We start from the raw sequence: 15,849 nt of genomic DNA on the forward strand, positions 1-15,849 counted from the left end.
AATTACTCCTTAGCCTGAAAGTTTGTGTCTGCATTATTGATTGTATTATCAGGATTATTTGCATTATCAGGGTTATTCAAGGCAGCGATGCGTACTGTAACTGCATTTTTATGTGCAGTGAGCTGCTCTGCCTGTGCCAGTATTTCAATCGTTGGAGCAAGTTTTTTCAAACCCTGTGGCGTCAGCTTCTGTACGGTCATTCTTTTCAGAAAGTCCGCCAGTCCAAGGCTTGAGTGAGTAGATGTATAACCGTAAGTTGGTAAAACGTGATTAGTGCCGGAAGCATAATCTCCCGCAGATTCTGGAGACCAGTCGCCGAGAAAAACGGAACCGGCACTGGTAATTTGATCCACGAGTTGTTCTGGTTGCCGTGTCTGGATAATCAAATGCTCAGGGCCATATTGGTTACTGATCGCCACACATTGGGAGATATCATCAGCGAGGATAATCCGGCTGGATTGTAAGGCCTGTATTGCAATTTGCTGGCGTGGCAGGGCTGGGAGCTGTTTTTCAATTTCACGGATAACCTGCCCGGCGTAATTTTCATCGGGTGTAACTAATATGACCTGTGAATCTGGCCCATGCTCTGCCTGTGAAAGTAAATCTGCTGCGGTAAATTCGGGGGCGCCGCCGCTATCAGCGATTACCAGTACCTCAGAAGGGCCGGCGGGCATATCAATGGCAGCGCCGTCAATACGCTGGCTGACCTGTTTTTTGGCTTCGGTAACCCATGCGTTACCCGGCCCAAAAATTTTATCTACTTTAGGAACCGACTCTGTGCCAAATGCCATTGCTGCAATAGCCTGAGCACCACCAACCTGAAAAATATCACTAATACCGCATAACTGCGCAGCATAGAGTATTTCATCAGCGATTGGTGGTGGAGAGCACAGAATCATTTTACGACATCCTGCAATACTGGCAGGAACTCCAAGCATAAGTACAGTAGAAGGTAGTGGTGCGGAGCCACCGGGGATATAAAGCCCGACAGAATCAATGGGTCGTGTAATTTGTTGGCAGCATACGCCGGGAAGAGTTTCTACTTCAATGACTGCTGGTTTTTGCGCTTCATGGAACAGACGGATGTTGTTCATCGCCAACTGGATGGCTTGTTTGATTTCTGTTGTCAGGCGCTCTTTCGCTGCGTTAATCTCTTTTTCTGAGATTCGGACAGTATCAATTGTTGTGTTGTCAAAACGCTGGCTATATTCGCGTAATACGTTATCACCACGTTCTTTAACTGTTTCCAGAATCTGTTTCACCGTATAGGTAATATCGTCAGAAGCGATAACAGCAGGGCGGGTCAGCAGTATTTTTTGCTGTTCCGGTGTACATGACTGCCAGCGGATAATGGTGCTAAAACCGACAATACTGACATTGGTGCTCATCCGTTTACTCCATCATTTTTTCGATTGGTAAAACCAGAATAGAACTGGCACCTAATACCTTGAGTTTTTCCATTGTTTCCCAGAATAGGGTTTCACTGCTCACCATATGCATGGCTACACGATTTTGTGCTCCGGCCAGCGGCAAAATTGTCGGGCGTTCTGCACCTGGTAACAGGGCGATGATCTCTTCCAGTTTGTCACTTGGTGCATGCAGCATGATGTATTTGGATTCACGAGCCTGAATCACACCCTGAATACGGGTCATTAGCTTATTGATTAGTTGTTGTTTAGCTTCAGGCATTTCACCATCACGCTGGATCAGGCAGGCTTTTGAACGATAGATGACTTCCACTTCCCGCAATCCGTTTGCTTCCAGTGTTGCACCGGTTGAAACCAGATCACAGATAGCATCAGCCAACCCGGCCCGTGGAGCAACTTCAACTGAGCCATTAAGCAGGCAAGGTTTGAATTGAATCCCTTTTTTATCCAGATAGCGTTTTAATAAGTGCGGATAAGACGTGGCAATGCGTGAATTTTGCAGGCATGTCACACCGGTATAGCTGTAATCAAGAGGGGCTGCGAGGGAAAGCCGACAATCTCCAAAATCAAGGCGGCGCAATGTGGTATAGCGGGGATCATCTCCTTGTGCCTGTCGGCTCAGTAGTTCTTCTTCCAGTACGTTTTCACCAATAATCCCCAAATCAACAATGCCATCCATCACAAGACCGGGAATATCGTCATCACGGACACGCAGGATATCAATGGGCATATTTTCCGCGAATGCAATCAATCGCTGTTGTTGCAAATTGATTTTTATGCCACAGCGTGCCAGTAATTCTCTGGAATCATCACTCAGGCGCCCTGATTTTTGCATGGCTACCCGTAATCGTGTTTTATCTAACATGTTATGTCTACCCTATGTATCAATCTGAATATTTTTGTAGCCCGAATTTATTAGGTATAGAAAAAAACCCCCGGAAAATCTTCCGGGGGTTTTCTATCGTATTCATGCCACCGGAAGACTTACTAAATGTCTTCCAGCACACAGCAGCCTGAAAGACTAGTCAGGATGATGGTGATGATGATGGCTAAATTGAATACGATTCATAATATGTGCGCTCTCTTTGGTGCTATTTTTGTGTTGGTTGTGTTCGGTACTATTTTGTTCTGATTTTGTTCTGTTCTGTTCTGTTCTGTGATGTCAGGTTTGTGACTTCGAAGGAACTTTGTGCTTAACTTTGTTTATATGCTGGTATAGCTTGCCAGAATAAATAACGAACTGACTGTCATTTAACCTATCTGATCCTGTGTATGAAAAGCAACCTTTTTTTTAAAAAAGTTATTTTTATTCATTAACATTTTGTTTTATAAATAATAATGTATTTTCCCGTCAAAATGTGGCTGAGTAATGCTCTTTATGGGGATAACTTTGCCTACTAATCAGTACGATATGGGCTGGAGAGGATTACAGTGAAAAAGGTTTCAATTATCGGGTTGGGATGGCTGGGATTGCCACTGGCGCAAGCTCTGCAAGGAAGTGGTTTACAGGTGATCGGCAGTAAAACAACACCAGATGGCGTTGAGGCAGCATGTATGTGTGGCATTGATTGCCATTTATTAAATCTGAATCCTGAAATAGTCTGTGCAGCCGATGAGCTTGAGCAACTGATGTCAGTTGATGTGTTGGTTCTGATGCTGCCACCCAGTGGTGTTGCTGGAGGGGGGGTAGAGTATGTCAGAGCAGTCCAGTTAATTGTGGACACAGCACTTTCCCATTCTGTTCCTCATATTATTTTTATCAGCTCAACTTCCGTTTATGGCTCATCTGTTGGTCATCTTAATGAAGATGCTTCATTGGCTGCTGAAACTCAGTCAGCCTGCGCCTTGGTTGAACTGGAGAACTGGCTGCATCAGCTACCCAATACTTCTGTTGATATTCTGCGTTTGGCAGGTCTGGTCGGTACGGGCCGTCATGCAGGGCGTTTTCTCGCCGGACGGAAGGCAATCGCAGGAGGGGAAAATGCCGTTAATTTGGTTCATCAGGATGATGCTATCTCTGCCATTAAGCTGCTGATTGAGCGTTCTGAGGGTGGGAATGTCTACAATTTGTGTGCACCTGTACACCCTAAAAGGTCAGAGTTTTACTCACAGGCCTGCTGTCAGCTTAATCTGGCTCCACCAGAATTTTTACAGCCGGAAGCAAGTGAGGAAGCAGAAAACTACACTGAGAAATGTAAAACAGTAGATGGAAGCCGCATTTGCCGGGAACTGGGGTTTGAGTATCAATATCCAGATCCCGGAAGCATGCCGATGAGTTTGTAATTAGTTTATTTCAATCATAACGATTTTTCGGAATGCTGGCCTTTCAGTCATTAATTGATACCAGCGTTCCAAGTTTGGCAGTGAGGGGCGCTCAGTCACAACATTGATCCACGGGTAGATAAACGGTGCCAACGCAATATCAGCCATGCCAAATTTATCACCGGAAAGATACGGTTTCTGGCTTAATGCTTCATCGGCAATTTTCAGCAGTCGTTCTATTTCTGCTAATGCCTGTGCAATAACTTTTTGATCACGTAACTCTTCTGGTGTCCTGACAAGGCTTATCATGAGTTGTTTAATGGGAAAAACAGATTACATCCTGTCCAGTCCATCCACTTCTCAATGTTGTATTTTTCTTTAATATCATTTGGATATAATGTGTTTTTGCCAAATTTCTCGGCAAGGTAGCGGACGATCACATTTGACTCCCACAAGATAAAATCACCATCCTGTAAGCATGGAATAACTCCATTGGGATTCATGTGTAAATAATTAGGCTCATCGAGTTTGCCAAATTTCCCCCCGACATCAATTTGCTGGTAGGGAACATTTAATTCTTCCAGACACCAAAGAACTTTTTTTACATTTGATGAATTTTTACGACCCCAGATTGTTAGCATTACTCTCTCCTCAATATCAGGTTATTTGATAATATGGCAATAAACTCATAGAAATAACAGGAGATTCTTACGCTATTGGATTGGAGTCTTATCTCATAACATCTATATTAATAGAGGTTTTGTACTTTAGTTGTTGAATTGGACGCGGCTGTCAAAGAAAGAAGGCGGATGATGATGAAAAAAAGAGGTCATATTAAGAGAATAAAGTTTTTTACGATGGGGATGGGTGTTTTTTGGCTGGCAAGTACCAGCCTGTATGCAATGGATGAACCCGCTGCACCTGAGGTTGATGCGAAATCTTATGTTCTGATGGATTATGCCAGTGGAAAAATTCTGGCATCAAATAATGCTGATGAACGCTTAGATCCGGCAAGTCTGACCAAAATGATGACCAGCTATGTGATTGGGCAGGCGATGAAGTCAGGTAAAATTTCTCAGGATGATATGGTTACCGTGGGAAAAGATGCATGGGCGACAGGTAATCCTGTGCTCAAAGGCTCATCCCTGATGTTTTTAAAACCGGGTGATAGAGTCAAAGTTATTGATTTGAATCGCGGCATTGTGATCCAGTCTGGTAATGACGCAAGCATTGCTCTTGCAGATTATGTAGCGGGAAGTCAGGATGCATTTGTTGATTTAATGAATAAATATTCTCAGTCTCTGGGGCTGACAAACACTCATTTTAAAACCGTACATGGGCTAGATGCTTCAGGGCAATACAGCACTGCGCGTGATATGGCCGTTTTGGGACAGGCGATGATCCGTGATGTCCCGGAAGAATATGCACTGAATAAAGAGAAAGAATTCACGTTTAACAAGATCCGCCAGCCTAACCGCAACCGTTTGTTGTGGAATCAGAATATGAATGTGGATGGCATAAAAACAGGGCATACCAGTGGTGCGGGATATAATCTTGTCGCCTCTGCAACTGAAGGCCCGATGCGCTTAATCTCGGTTGTTCTGGGGGCACCAAGTGATCGGATGCGTTTTGTGGATAGCGAGAAACTTCTGTCATGGGGCTTTCGTTTTTATGAAACAACCACTCCCTTAAAGGCTGATGCTGTTTTTGTTACACAGAAAGTGTGGTACGGAACTCGTTCAGAAGTCGCATTAGGTGTTGAAAAAGATGCCGCAGTGACTCTCCTGCGTGGGCAATCTGCAAATTTGAAAGCAAATTTCACTTTGAATCAGGCTGAGTTGGAAGCACCATTGGCAAAAAATCAGGTTGTAGGAACCGTGCATTTCATGCTGGATGGAAAGGTGGTTGCACAACATCCTCTGGTGGTAAAAGAAGCTGTTGAAGAAACGGGTTTCTTTGGTCGTATCTGGGATTTTATTGTGAAGACAGTGAGTGGCTGGTTTAACGCAATTTTTAGTTAATGAGTGACCCCAGAGATACGAAAATATAATACAGTCAGAGAGAGGTAAAAATGCCAGTTCCTATCAGGGAGACTGGCATTTTTCTAGATTGGCAACTATAAAAAGTTGCCGGATATATCGATTACATTACAGAGTAAACTGCGGCAGAAATTGCAATTGATCCCATCACAATGATAAAGATATTGCTTGGCTTGCCCGCATATTTGCGCATAGCAGGTACTTTGTAAATAGCATACATTGGCATGATGAACAGGATCATAGCAATGATTGGGCCACCCAGTGATTCAATGATATTCAGAATACTTGGGTTAATAGTTGCAATAATCCATGCGCTGATCAGCATGAAAAGGCTGGTGATTCGATTCAGCGTTTTGTGCTGAATAGATTTGCCTCGTGCGTTCATAGCTTTATTAACGATACCATTGAAGCCTTCACGAGCACCCAGATAGTGGCCGAGGAATGATTTGGTAATGGCAATAAAGGCAATGAATGGAGCGATATACTCAATCAGTGGTGTATTAAAATGGTTAGCCAGATAAGACAGAATAGTAATGTTCTGTGCTTTTGCTTCCGCCAGATTTTCTGGTGATAGGCTCAGTACGCAACTGAACACAAAGAACATAACTGTCAGTACCATCATGATGTGAGCATAGCCCAGAATGCGTGAACATTTCTTTTCCGCATTGTCGCCGTACTCTTCACGTTTTGCTACAGCAAACGCAGAGATGATAGGGGAATGGTTGAAAGAGAAAACCATAACCGGAATCGCCAACCACAAGGTGAACAGCAGGCCGTGACTGTTTGTGGAAGAAACTGCATTGTCCAGTGACAGAGTATCAAAAATAGCCGTGTTCCAATGAGGGATCAGATACAGAGCCAGCAGCATCAGTACGGTTACGAATGGGAACACCAACACGCTCATTGCTTTGACAATGGCTTTCTCACCGAAACGGATAATGCTCATAACGCCGAGAATTAATACCAGCGCCAGTAATGCGCGAGGAGGAGCATCCATATTCAGCTGGTGGGTGATAAAACTTTCTACCGTATTGGTCAGTGCAACACTATAAACCAGCAGGATAGGGTAGATGGCAAAGAAGTAGAGGATAGTGATAAAAAAGCCAGCCACTTTACCAAAATGCTCTTCTACCACACCAGTGATATCTTCACCGCTATTTTTGCCGGACAGGACAAAACGACACATTCCCCGGTGAGCAAAAAATGTCATCGGAAGTGCAAGCAGAGCCATGATGATAAGGGGTATTAGTCCGCCAATCCCGGCGTTTATAGGAAGAAACAGAACGCCAGCGCCGATGGCTGTGCCATATAATCCCAACATCCATACAGTATCTGATTTACGCCAGGTAGAGTAATCGCTTTTGCTGCCAGAAGCAGAGGATGCGATTGAACCTGTTTGAGATGTGTCCATAAATATCTCCGAAATAACGCGGTAAAGTAAAATTTAAAAACTACTAAACCCGCACATCATTAAAATGCACGAGTTGGATTCGTTATATGAATAATAAGTTGTCAGATATTGAGCTGACGTTTATTTAAACACGTTTATTTATATACTAATAATATCGATTAAAATGCAGCCATTTTAAGCTGAAAATTCCAGATCCCGTTTAGTTCTATTTTTGATATTTAAATCAAAATTCTTAACCACAGACTTTTGGTAAAGGGAATATAATTATTTTTAGTAAAATGTACCGTGATCGCTCTCGCAATTGCAAGATTTATATCGTAAAGTTAATATGTTACGAGTTTTTATGATGATGTTAATTAAATATTAAATAAAATGCAGTGGTAAAGAATGGAAGTAATGAGTTTCATAACTTAAATTTGAATTTCTCGTTCTGATTTTGTCATTTATATATTCATTAAAACATTAATAAATTATTTTTTTGTGACGTTTTAAATTAAAATCAGGGTGGTTAATATTAGTTCTTATAATTTGAAATATGAATTTAACTTATTTTCACCGCCTGTATCCTGCTGAAATAAAAGTAAAACAATGTGGTGCCTTAGTTTGAATTAAGATATGAATTGTATAAATAGAAATTTTATTTTTAGTATTATAAATTAATAAACATCTTAATTTTTAAAAGTTACCACATGAAAAGAGAATATTATAGATTGTTTTTTATGTAGAAAGAATAATGATATTTCATTATATGATGTTGTATATAGCGAATGGTTTTATGACGTTTGCTGGTATTTCATATCTACACCTGCCGTCTTTCAGGTTGTAGCCAACAAAGCTACAACCTGAAAAAGATTGAATATCTTTTCTACTGAAGAAAAAAGACTAACTTTGTACCCAGCCTCTTTTTATCAAAAAGGAGCAGCAGAATTGATAAAGAAAGGTGAGTTTGTTTTGTAAAAATGCGCCGTACTGATGCCAGAATATTTGCGAGAATGCACACCCCATCAGGCTGACAAGCAAGGCGCCAATCATGTCGATTGGCCAATGAACCCCTACATAAACCCGGGCCCAGACGATAGCACAGGCAATAACCATCAGGCCGATTCCTGACCAGATCCGATGCCAGAAAAGAAACGCCAGTGAAAATGTAAACACGGCTGTACCATGATTACTGGGAAATGAAGCTGTGGGCGCATGAACAAGAAAATTATAACCAACGCCTTCAACAAACGGACGGGCATGGGGGACAAGTACTCCAATGATTGTTGATGCCGAAATTGCAAAGGCAAAAGCAATACAGGATTTACTGACAACAATACGTTGGTGTGAGATGGCCTCCTTTTTCCCCCAAAGCCAGAAAACTGCTAGTGTGATGGGATATACATACACCAGATATTTAGCAATAAAGATTGAAAACATGATCATGCCTGATGATGAATCTGGTGTCGCATTGATAAGGTTAAACAAATCGTGGTTCAGTTGTTCTAGCAAGATGAGCCTCACACGTGCATTGAAGTAGAAATATGATAACGTGTTTATCAATTTATCGGTAAAAACAATAATTTTAGCATGTGGATCAATAAAGCGGTATTGCCTTGATTCATCATTTTATTTAATGATTATTGAAGCTGGGTAGGTCAATAATGTATTCATGATATGGCATAAGTTGTTTTTTGCTCATTTTTAACGTCCCGTATAAACAAAAAACCCGATAGTCTTTAACCAAAGGGGATGACTATCGGGCTCCTCAATATGGGGACATCAAAGAAAAGCAGTGGCACTAATTGAGACTGTACGAAAACCTGAAAGTTCTCACGTTCGTAAAAAAATTACAGAGTTTTTTCTATCGGGTGGGGGTTTTGAGTGGAATAGTCTGAAATTTCTTTCAGAATTAATGAGATGTATGCCGCTCAGGCAAAAAATGCTTTTTAGCCTGAGCAGTAGTGATGCCGTGATTATTTATACAGTTCCAGATTCTCTTTGGCGTAGGCTTCAAAGTCAGTACAGCCGCCAATGTGTGTTTCATCAATGAAAATCTGGGGAACTGTCTCAACAGTTTTGCCTACCGTTTTTGACAAGTCTTCTTTGGTGATACCCTCTGCCAAAATATCCACATAACGGTAATCAAAGTCTTCACGCTCTGTTTTTAATTTTTCAGCCAGTTCTTTTGCGCGGACACAGTATGGGCAACCGGGGCGACCAAAAATGACAGTGTACATATAAACTCCTTAAGTAGTAATGAACATGGACTACATTGATATGTCATCTTGAGTTACTATGCCTGTAAGCGCCGATAAAAAAAAGCAGGAATTTCCTTTCGTTTTAATTAGTCCTGCCAATACAAGTGATTCAGATATGATTATCTGGTAAGGCATGGTTAAAATTTATCACCCATATCAGATTTGGAAGGTAGTCAACAAATGAAGAAAAGTACATCAGAAGAGATGCGTTCGTTGGCTGATATGCCAAAGCTGGTTATTTTGTTGGAAGTATTGGGTATCGGGTTATTAGCGTTAGTCTATTTATCGATAACTGATAGCATAATTCTATCACCTTTATTAATGACGACAGAAGCACACATTGCTATGATCTTATTGGGCATTGGCTGTTTGATTCCCGCAGCTATCCATATTATCTGGCGTGCGATCTATAATCTTTCTTTCTTAGGCATTGATCATAAGAAAGAGAGCAAAAATCATCGGGTTGTTTCTGATAGAGAAAAAACAGAATAGGTTAACGATTTCATGTTGCTATCCTAATAGCGTGTTTTCTGAAGGTAGCAGATGTCACTTTTAGTCATATGAGGTTGATTCAATGGATTCTATGGTTATCCCAAATTTAGCAACATTACGTAACTGGCTTGATAAACTCAAAATCTCTTATTTTGAAAATGAAGCAAGTCAGGTATTGCATTTGCCTCATATGCAGAACATTGAGGGCTTGTTTGATGCCAAGATTGATCTGCTGGAAGGGGTTGTCTTTTTTTCCGCTTTGGCAGAAGTCAGGCCAACGGCAATCATTCCATTGGTTGCGAATCTGAGCCAGATTAATGCCAGTTCTCTTACTGTTAAGGCATTCCTTGATATTCAGGATGAAAATTTACCAAAACTTATTGTCTGTCAGTCATTTCCTGTCGCTGCGGGTATGACTTTCCAGCAATTTTCTCATTTTCTGAAACAGGGCGAGGAACAGATTTCCAATGTGATTTTCGAAGTCCACAGTCACAACTTTCTGTATGTCACGAGTGATATGGAAAGTGAAATGGAAGTAGAAGATGATGAAGAAGCACAGGCTTCGACAGAAACTTCAACGTTTACTTTGCACTAATATATTTTAATGTGGTCTTTTACAATGCAGTGTGCGCAGTATATCGCGGGGCATTGTCACTCCTGCCAGTGGCTTGATAAGTCCTATTTACATCAGTTATCAGATAAACAAGAACATTTACAGCAGCTTTTACGAGAAACTCCTAACACGTGCTGGCAGCCTCCTGTTGCCAGCAAGCTTAGTGGATTTCGTAATAAAGCTAAAATGGTCGTGAGTGGTAGTGTCGAACGCCCGTTGCTCGGAATGCTTCATCGGGATGGGAGAACAGTCGATCTCTGTGATTGCCCTTTGTATCCACAACACTTTCAGCCGGTATTTGACGCAATAAAAATATTTATTGCGAAAGCGGGGTTAGTGCCATACAACGTTGCACGTAAAAAGGGTGAGCTGAAATATATTCTGTTGACCGAAAGCCGGGCTGATAAAGAGATGATGCTGAGGTTTGTGTTGCGTTCAGAAACTAAGCTGGGGCAGCTAAAACGAGCCTTACCATGGCTACAGGAGCAGTTACCACAATTGACGGTAATTTCTGCCAATATTCAGCCGACTCATATGGCAATCCTTGAAGGTGAAAAAGAGATTCTTTTCACTGAAAAGAAAATGTTACGGGAAAATTTTAACAATATTCCGTTGTATATTCGTCCCCGGAGTTTCTTCCAGACGAATCCGGCTATTGCCTCACAGCTATATATGACAGCAGGGCAATGGGTCAGGGATCTGAATATAAGCAGTATGTGGGATCTGTTTTGTGGTGCAGGAGGCTTTGGCCTGCATTGTGCAGATAAAGAAACCAAGTTGACAGGGATTGAGATCAGTGAAGAGGCGATTGCCTGTGCCAGAAATTCGGCTGATAGTCTCGGGCTTAAACATGTTGAATTTCAGGCTCTGGATTCTACGCATTTTGCGCTTGATAAGTCACAGATCCCGGAGTTGGTATTAGTTAATCCACCTCGCAGGGGGATAGGTAAAGAACTTTGCCAGTATCTTAATCGAATGGCACCTGAGTTTATTCTTTACTCAAGTTGTAATGCGGAAACGATGGCAAAAGATATCATGATGCTCGAACGATACCGGATAGAAAAAGTGCAGTTATTCGATATGTTTCCACATACTGAACATTATGAAGCTCTGGCTCTGTTGGTTCTGGATAAAAATTGACCGGAAATAAGGAATGGCTTCCATTGTGGGTAATCAGCAATGGAAGCAAAGAGAGACACAAATTCATAGTGAACAGTTTAATGACGTTGCTCAAATGATAACGTGCGTCGTTCAAAAATACGCATCAGCAATGTCAGAAGGCCATTTATGCAGAGATAAATGATACCTGCTGCAACAAAAACGGTTGCATCATAACTGCGGCCAAATTGTAGCTGGCTGTATCCCATAATATCCAACAGGGTGATTGTACTGGCCAGTGAAGTGCTTTTAAAAATCAAGATAACTTCATTTGAATAGGACGAGAGTGCTCGTTTGAAGGCATACGGCAGTAAAATGCGCATGGAATGTGCCTGCGACATACCAAGTGCATGACAGGATTGCCATTGCCCTGCCGGAATTGCTTTAACAGCCCCGTAAAAAAGCTGCGTAGAATACGCGGCGCTATTTAAAGCCAGTGTCACCATAGCACAGAGCCACGGCTCAGACATTAACTGCCATAACCACGGGTACTCTTTTATTAATGGAAATTGGCCGGGACCATAGTAAATCAGAAAGAACTGTACGAGTAAGGGAGTGCCGGTGAATAGTGTTATATAGCCTTTCACCAGTTGAGATAAAACCGGCAGTTTCATTGTCAGAATCACAGTCAGGATGACTGACAGCATAAATGCCACCAGCAATGCGGTGAAAGTGAGGCTAAGACTGGTTTGCAGACCCGGTAAAATATCCTTTATATACTCAAACATCAGAAGTACTCCGTTCAAAATGAGTCGCACGTACTTCAAGTCGCTTGAGAATAAATTGGCTCACCAATGTGATAAGTAAATAGATTATGGCGGCTACCATATACCATGTGAATGGTTCTTGTGTGCGAGTGGCGATACTTTTTGTTTGTAACATCAAATCATTAACGCTTATTAACGAGACCAGAGCCGTATCTTTTAATAAAACCAGCCACTGATTACCAAGGCCGGGTAAAGCATGGCGCCACATTTGCGGCATGATCAGGCGGAAAAATATGCGGCTCTGGCTTAACCCCAGTGCCTGACCAGCTTCTCGCTGCCCGGCAGGAATCGCTTTTAATGCTCCTCTTATTGTCTGAGATGCATAGGCTGAATAAAGGAGCGAAAGCGCAATGACACCGCAAAGGAAAGGGCTGACATCAAAACTGTCAATTTCCATCTGTATTCTGAACTGGCAGACCACCAGATTGATATCAAGACCATCTGATAAAAGAATAAGAAGTTGTGAACTCCCGAAATAGATAAAAAGAACTACCAGAATTTCAGGCAGCCCACGGATCAGAGTAACCCAACAGGAGCCTAAGAGTGCAAAGGTTTTCCAGCGCGAAGATTCCCAGCCAGCAAAAATCATTGCCAGAATCAGGCCTGCTATGAGAGAGGAAACAGCAAGGCCGACGGTGATACCGGCGGCACTGATTAAAGATTGAAGTTCATTCATTGGCGTTCAATTAGTTATTTTTTCCAAACCATTTTTTGTAGATGGTGTCATAAGTGCCATCCTGTTTGATTTCTGCCAGAGCTTTATTCAGCTTGTTCAACAGGTCTGTATTGCCCTTACGAACAGCGATCCCCAAACCGGTACCAAAGTAATTTTTATCAGTGACTCTCTCACCAATTGTGCCCAGTTCTTTATTCTTTTTCAGCCATTCATTGACAACAGCAGTATCACCAAATATTGCCTCAATACGACCATTTTTCAGGTCAAGGATTGCATTCTGGTAGCTGTCATATGGCACTGTTTTTAATTCTTTATGCTGTTCCATCAGGTATTTTTGATGGGTTGTACCATTCTGAGTGCCTACAAGCTTGCCTTTCAGCTCATCAACTTTGGAAAACTTACCTTTAACAACCACAAAATCGGCGGAGTTATCATAATAAGTATCAGTGAAATCAACCTGTTTTTTTCTGTCAGGCGTAATATCAATACCAGCCATTAACACATCGACACGGCGGAATTTCAGACTGGGAATAAGACTGTCAAATGCTTGATTGGTGAAGCTACATTCGGCATTGATTTTTTTACACATAGCATCTGCCAGATCTACATCGAACCCCTGAATTTTATTGTTGGCATCAACAAATTCAAATGGAGGGTAGGTTGCTTCAGTCGCAAAGTGCAGAGTTTCTTTCTCTGCAGCGGTTGCTGATAGGGTGATTGTAGAGAATAAAGCTGCAAGCAATAATTTTTTCATAGCCATGTCCTGTAATTGATGAGCATGTGATTGATGATTATTTTTCTGACACTATTTTTGCATGGGGGGCTGTATAGCTGGCTCAGTATGACAAACTTAGTGTGACAAATAATGAGCAAAAGCTTCTGTTTGAGGCTTCAAAAAATGACTTGCATCACCTTTTTCTATAATTCTTCCTTTTTCCATATAAATAACCTGACTGGCTGTTTTACGGGCAAGTTCCACTTCATGTGTCACAATAATTTGAGTAATGCCGGTTTCTGCCAGTTCTTTAATTATCTCAACGACCTGAGATGTGATTTCGGGGTCAAGTGCTGCTGTTGGTTCATCAAATAACAGAACCTGAGGTTCCATCATGAGTGCGCGTGCAATAGCGACCCGTTGCTGTTGCCCCCCTGACAAATTCAGCGGAAAGCGATGAGCAAATTCTTCAAGATGAAGACGGGAGAGTAACTTAGCTGCTTTTTCCAAGGATTGTTGTTTGGATAAGCCTAAAACCCGACAGGGAGCTTCAGTCAGGTTATCCATTACGGTTAAATGCGGCCATAAGTTATATTGCTGAAAAACCATCCCCACATGCTGCCGCAGTGCGCGAATCTCTTTTGCATTAGGGGGTTGTTTAAAATCAAATTGATGCTTTGCTATACTTAACTGACCGGAACGAGGCATCTCCAGTAAATTCAGGACTCGCAGTAAGGAACTTTTGCCTGCACCACTAGGGCCGAGCAGAACAACGGTTTCTCCTGAACCACATTCAAAGTCGATATCAAACAGAGCCTGACTAGTCCCATAGAAACAATTGATATTTTTTAATTGAATTCTCATGCGAAAACTATGAATAGTTAATTAGTTTATGGATGTTAATCCCAAAAGAATAACTATGCAATAATATGCGCGTAAAATCGTTATTTTAGTCAATTTTATAAATTTTCTAATCAGGACTCGTTCTTTTTATGATCTGCTTTTTATTGGATTGCCTTTTTTTAGTTTGAATATTAAGTTGTTAAATAATGCCTTATGTTTGTTGTTTTGAATCTATCGGGTAAAAAATGCGATAAATATAGGTGTCATCAAACTTAAAATGAAGCCGTGAACAATCGCTGCGGGTACAATACTTATGCCCCCACAACGCTGTAGTATGGGTAATGTGAAATCTATTGATGCTGCTCCGGTTAAACCTAATGCAGTAGAACGATAGCGGTTGATCAACATAGGAAGAAGCATAATTGATGCCAGCTCACGAGCCAGATCATTAAAAAAAGCCGTACTGCCAAGCACAGGCCCGTAAGCGTCAGAGAGTAAAATACCGGAAAGAGAATACCAGCCGTATCCAGATGCAACAGCCAAGCCTGTTTTGGTTGGTAAGCCAAGCAGGAATGCTGCTATAACCCCGCCAATAAGAGAACTGATAGCGACAATAACAGCAATAACCGCTCCACGGCGATTCATCAATGTCTGTTTCAAACTCAAGCCGTTATTACGTAGCTGGATACCAACAAGAAACAGTAAGAAAATTAAGGTAATCGTGCTGGCTTTGTCGGCAAACTTAAACAATGACAATTCTGTCAGACCGAGCAAAAAACCTAATATTAGAGCGCCACATAATTTGATGGAATCAAATGCCATATGCAGACGGGAAGGGGGGCTTTCCTGTTTATGCCCTGTGATAATCCACGGCTCTTTTTTATCCAGAAAAAAAAGTGCCAGCCAGTTAGTTGCAAAGATACATAAAAAAAATGTCATCGCATACAGTAGGATAGAGAGCAAATTGCTGCCTAGATCATCCAGTATGGCAAGGCTGATGCCCATGAGCAGGAGAATGAGATAAACCATGATATTGAGCAATTTGTGAACTCTGGTGAGTATCATTTTGTTATTTAGGCGAATCAGATAACCCAGAATCAATGGAAGGAGGATAATCAGTAATCCTGAATACATGTTACATATCCTTATAATAAACGTCTTTTATCTTTTAATCTGGCTTTATACTCTTGTCTTTCAAGTCGCGTT

At 41.6% G+C, this 15,849-nt stretch carries 16 protein-coding genes, 1 pseudogene and 1 other annotated feature; of the genes and pseudogenes, 5 read left to right on the plus strand and 12 right to left on the minus strand.

Going from position 1 to position 15,849, the window contains the following annotated elements:
• Positions 1-2: 2 nt before the first annotated feature.
• The 3 genes from hisD to hisL form a co-directional block, all read right to left on the minus strand.
• The gene (hisD, locus tag Xinn_RS03275) at positions 3-1,388 is read right to left on the minus strand and encodes a histidinol dehydrogenase (protein WP_086953679.1); all 1,386 of its coding nucleotides are present in this window, start codon (positions 1,386-1,388) and stop codon (positions 3-5) included.
• 4 nt (positions 1,389-1,392) lie between these two features.
• Positions 1,393-2,292 carry an ATP phosphoribosyltransferase gene (gene hisG, locus Xinn_RS03280; protein WP_086953678.1) on the minus strand — a complete coding sequence of 300 codons (900 nt, stop codon included), beginning with the start codon at positions 2,290-2,292 and terminating at the stop codon, positions 1,393-1,395.
• A 58-nt stretch (positions 2,293-2,350) separates the two neighbouring features.
• Positions 2,351-2,473, minus strand: a sequence feature (His leader region).
• On the minus strand, positions 2,449-2,496 hold the full coding sequence (gene hisL, locus Xinn_RS21745) for a his operon leader peptide (RefSeq protein WP_139837445.1): 48 nt from the start codon (positions 2,494-2,496) through the stop codon (positions 2,449-2,451). (Overlaps the previous feature by 25 nt.)
• Positions 2,497-2,858: 362 nt before the next feature.
• On the opposite strand from hisL, the gene Xinn_RS03285 reads away from it, so the two are divergent.
• Positions 2,859-3,710 carry an SDR family oxidoreductase gene (locus Xinn_RS03285; protein WP_086953677.1) on the plus strand — a complete coding sequence of 284 codons (852 nt, stop codon included), beginning with the start codon at positions 2,859-2,861 and terminating at the stop codon, positions 3,708-3,710.
• On the opposite strand, the pseudogene Xinn_RS03290 reads toward Xinn_RS03285, so the two are convergent.
• Positions 3,711-4,330, minus strand: a pseudogene (locus Xinn_RS03290) (glutathione S-transferase family protein). It lies immediately after the preceding gene.
• Between the two features lie 216 nt (positions 4,331-4,546).
• Between Xinn_RS03290 and Xinn_RS03295 the strand changes: the two are divergent.
• Complete coding sequence (locus Xinn_RS03295) at positions 4,547-5,710, plus strand: serine hydrolase (protein WP_422645999.1); 1,164 nt, start codon at positions 4,547-4,549, stop codon at positions 5,708-5,710.
• A 121-nt stretch (positions 5,711-5,831) separates the two neighbouring features.
• Here Xinn_RS03295 and Xinn_RS03300 read toward each other — a convergent pair whose 3' ends face one another.
• The 3 genes from Xinn_RS03300 to Xinn_RS03310 form a co-directional block, all read right to left on the minus strand.
• Positions 5,832-7,139: an HAAAP family serine/threonine permease gene (locus Xinn_RS03300; RefSeq protein ID WP_086953675.1), complete on the minus strand. Its 1,308-nt coding sequence runs from the start codon at positions 7,137-7,139 to the stop codon at positions 5,832-5,834.
• An 882-nt stretch (positions 7,140-8,021) separates the two neighbouring features.
• Positions 8,022-8,630, minus strand: a complete 609-nt coding sequence (gene ybjG, locus Xinn_RS03305; RefSeq protein WP_086953674.1) for an undecaprenyl-diphosphate phosphatase — start codon at positions 8,628-8,630, stop codon at positions 8,022-8,024.
• 464 nt (positions 8,631-9,094) lie between these two features.
• Entirely contained in the window at positions 9,095-9,358 is a 264-nt protein-coding gene (locus Xinn_RS03310; RefSeq protein WP_086953673.1) for a GrxA family glutaredoxin, read from the minus strand.
• 201 nt (positions 9,359-9,559) lie between these two features.
• Here Xinn_RS03310 and Xinn_RS03315 point away from each other — a divergent pair, with 201 nt between their 5' ends.
• From Xinn_RS03315 to rlmC, 3 genes are all read left to right on the plus strand, one after another.
• Positions 9,560-9,871 carry a YbjC family protein gene (locus Xinn_RS03315; RefSeq protein WP_086953672.1) on the plus strand — a complete coding sequence of 104 codons (312 nt, stop codon included), beginning with the start codon at positions 9,560-9,562 and terminating at the stop codon, positions 9,869-9,871.
• 82 nt (positions 9,872-9,953) lie between these two features.
• Positions 9,954-10,466, plus strand: a complete 513-nt coding sequence (locus tag Xinn_RS03320; protein ID WP_086953671.1) for a type III secretion system chaperone family protein — start codon at positions 9,954-9,956, stop codon at positions 10,464-10,466.
• Between the two features lie 24 nt (positions 10,467-10,490).
• On the plus strand, positions 10,491-11,624 hold the full coding sequence (gene rlmC, locus Xinn_RS03325; RefSeq protein ID WP_086956452.1) for a 23S rRNA (uracil(747)-C(5))-methyltransferase RlmC: 1,134 nt from the start codon (positions 10,491-10,493) through the stop codon (positions 11,622-11,624).
• Between the two features lie 77 nt (positions 11,625-11,701).
• Here the strand turns inward: rlmC and artM are convergent, their stop codons facing one another.
• The 5 genes from artM to Xinn_RS03350 all read right to left on the minus strand — a co-directional run bounded on the left by artM (position 11,702) and on the right by Xinn_RS03350 (position 15,777).
• A complete protein-coding gene (gene artM, locus Xinn_RS03330; protein ID WP_086953670.1) occupies positions 11,702-12,370 on the minus strand; it encodes an arginine ABC transporter permease ArtM in 669 nt (222 codons plus the stop codon).
• Positions 12,363-13,085 carry an arginine ABC transporter permease ArtQ gene (artQ, locus tag Xinn_RS03335; protein WP_086953669.1) on the minus strand — a complete coding sequence of 241 codons (723 nt, stop codon included), beginning with the start codon at positions 13,083-13,085 and terminating at the stop codon, positions 12,363-12,365. Before artQ ends, artM begins: the two co-directional genes overlap by 8 nt.
• A gap of 10 nt (positions 13,086-13,095) precedes the next feature.
• Positions 13,096-13,839, minus strand: coding sequence for an arginine ABC transporter substrate-binding protein (gene artJ / locus Xinn_RS03340; RefSeq protein ID WP_086953668.1), 744 nt, complete (start codon positions 13,837-13,839; stop codon positions 13,096-13,098).
• A gap of 96 nt (positions 13,840-13,935) precedes the next feature.
• Positions 13,936-14,664: an arginine ABC transporter ATP-binding protein ArtP gene (gene artP, locus Xinn_RS03345; RefSeq protein ID WP_086953667.1), complete on the minus strand. Its 729-nt coding sequence runs from the start codon at positions 14,662-14,664 to the stop codon at positions 13,936-13,938.
• A gap of 210 nt (positions 14,665-14,874) precedes the next feature.
• Complete coding sequence (locus Xinn_RS03350; protein WP_086953666.1) at positions 14,875-15,777, minus strand: LysO family transporter; 903 nt, start codon at positions 15,775-15,777, stop codon at positions 14,875-14,877.
• Positions 15,778-15,849: the final 72 nt, after the last annotated feature.

This window comes from Xenorhabdus innexi, from assembly GCF_002632485.1.
GTDB lineage: Bacteria > Pseudomonadota > Gammaproteobacteria > Enterobacterales > Enterobacteriaceae > Xenorhabdus > Xenorhabdus innexi.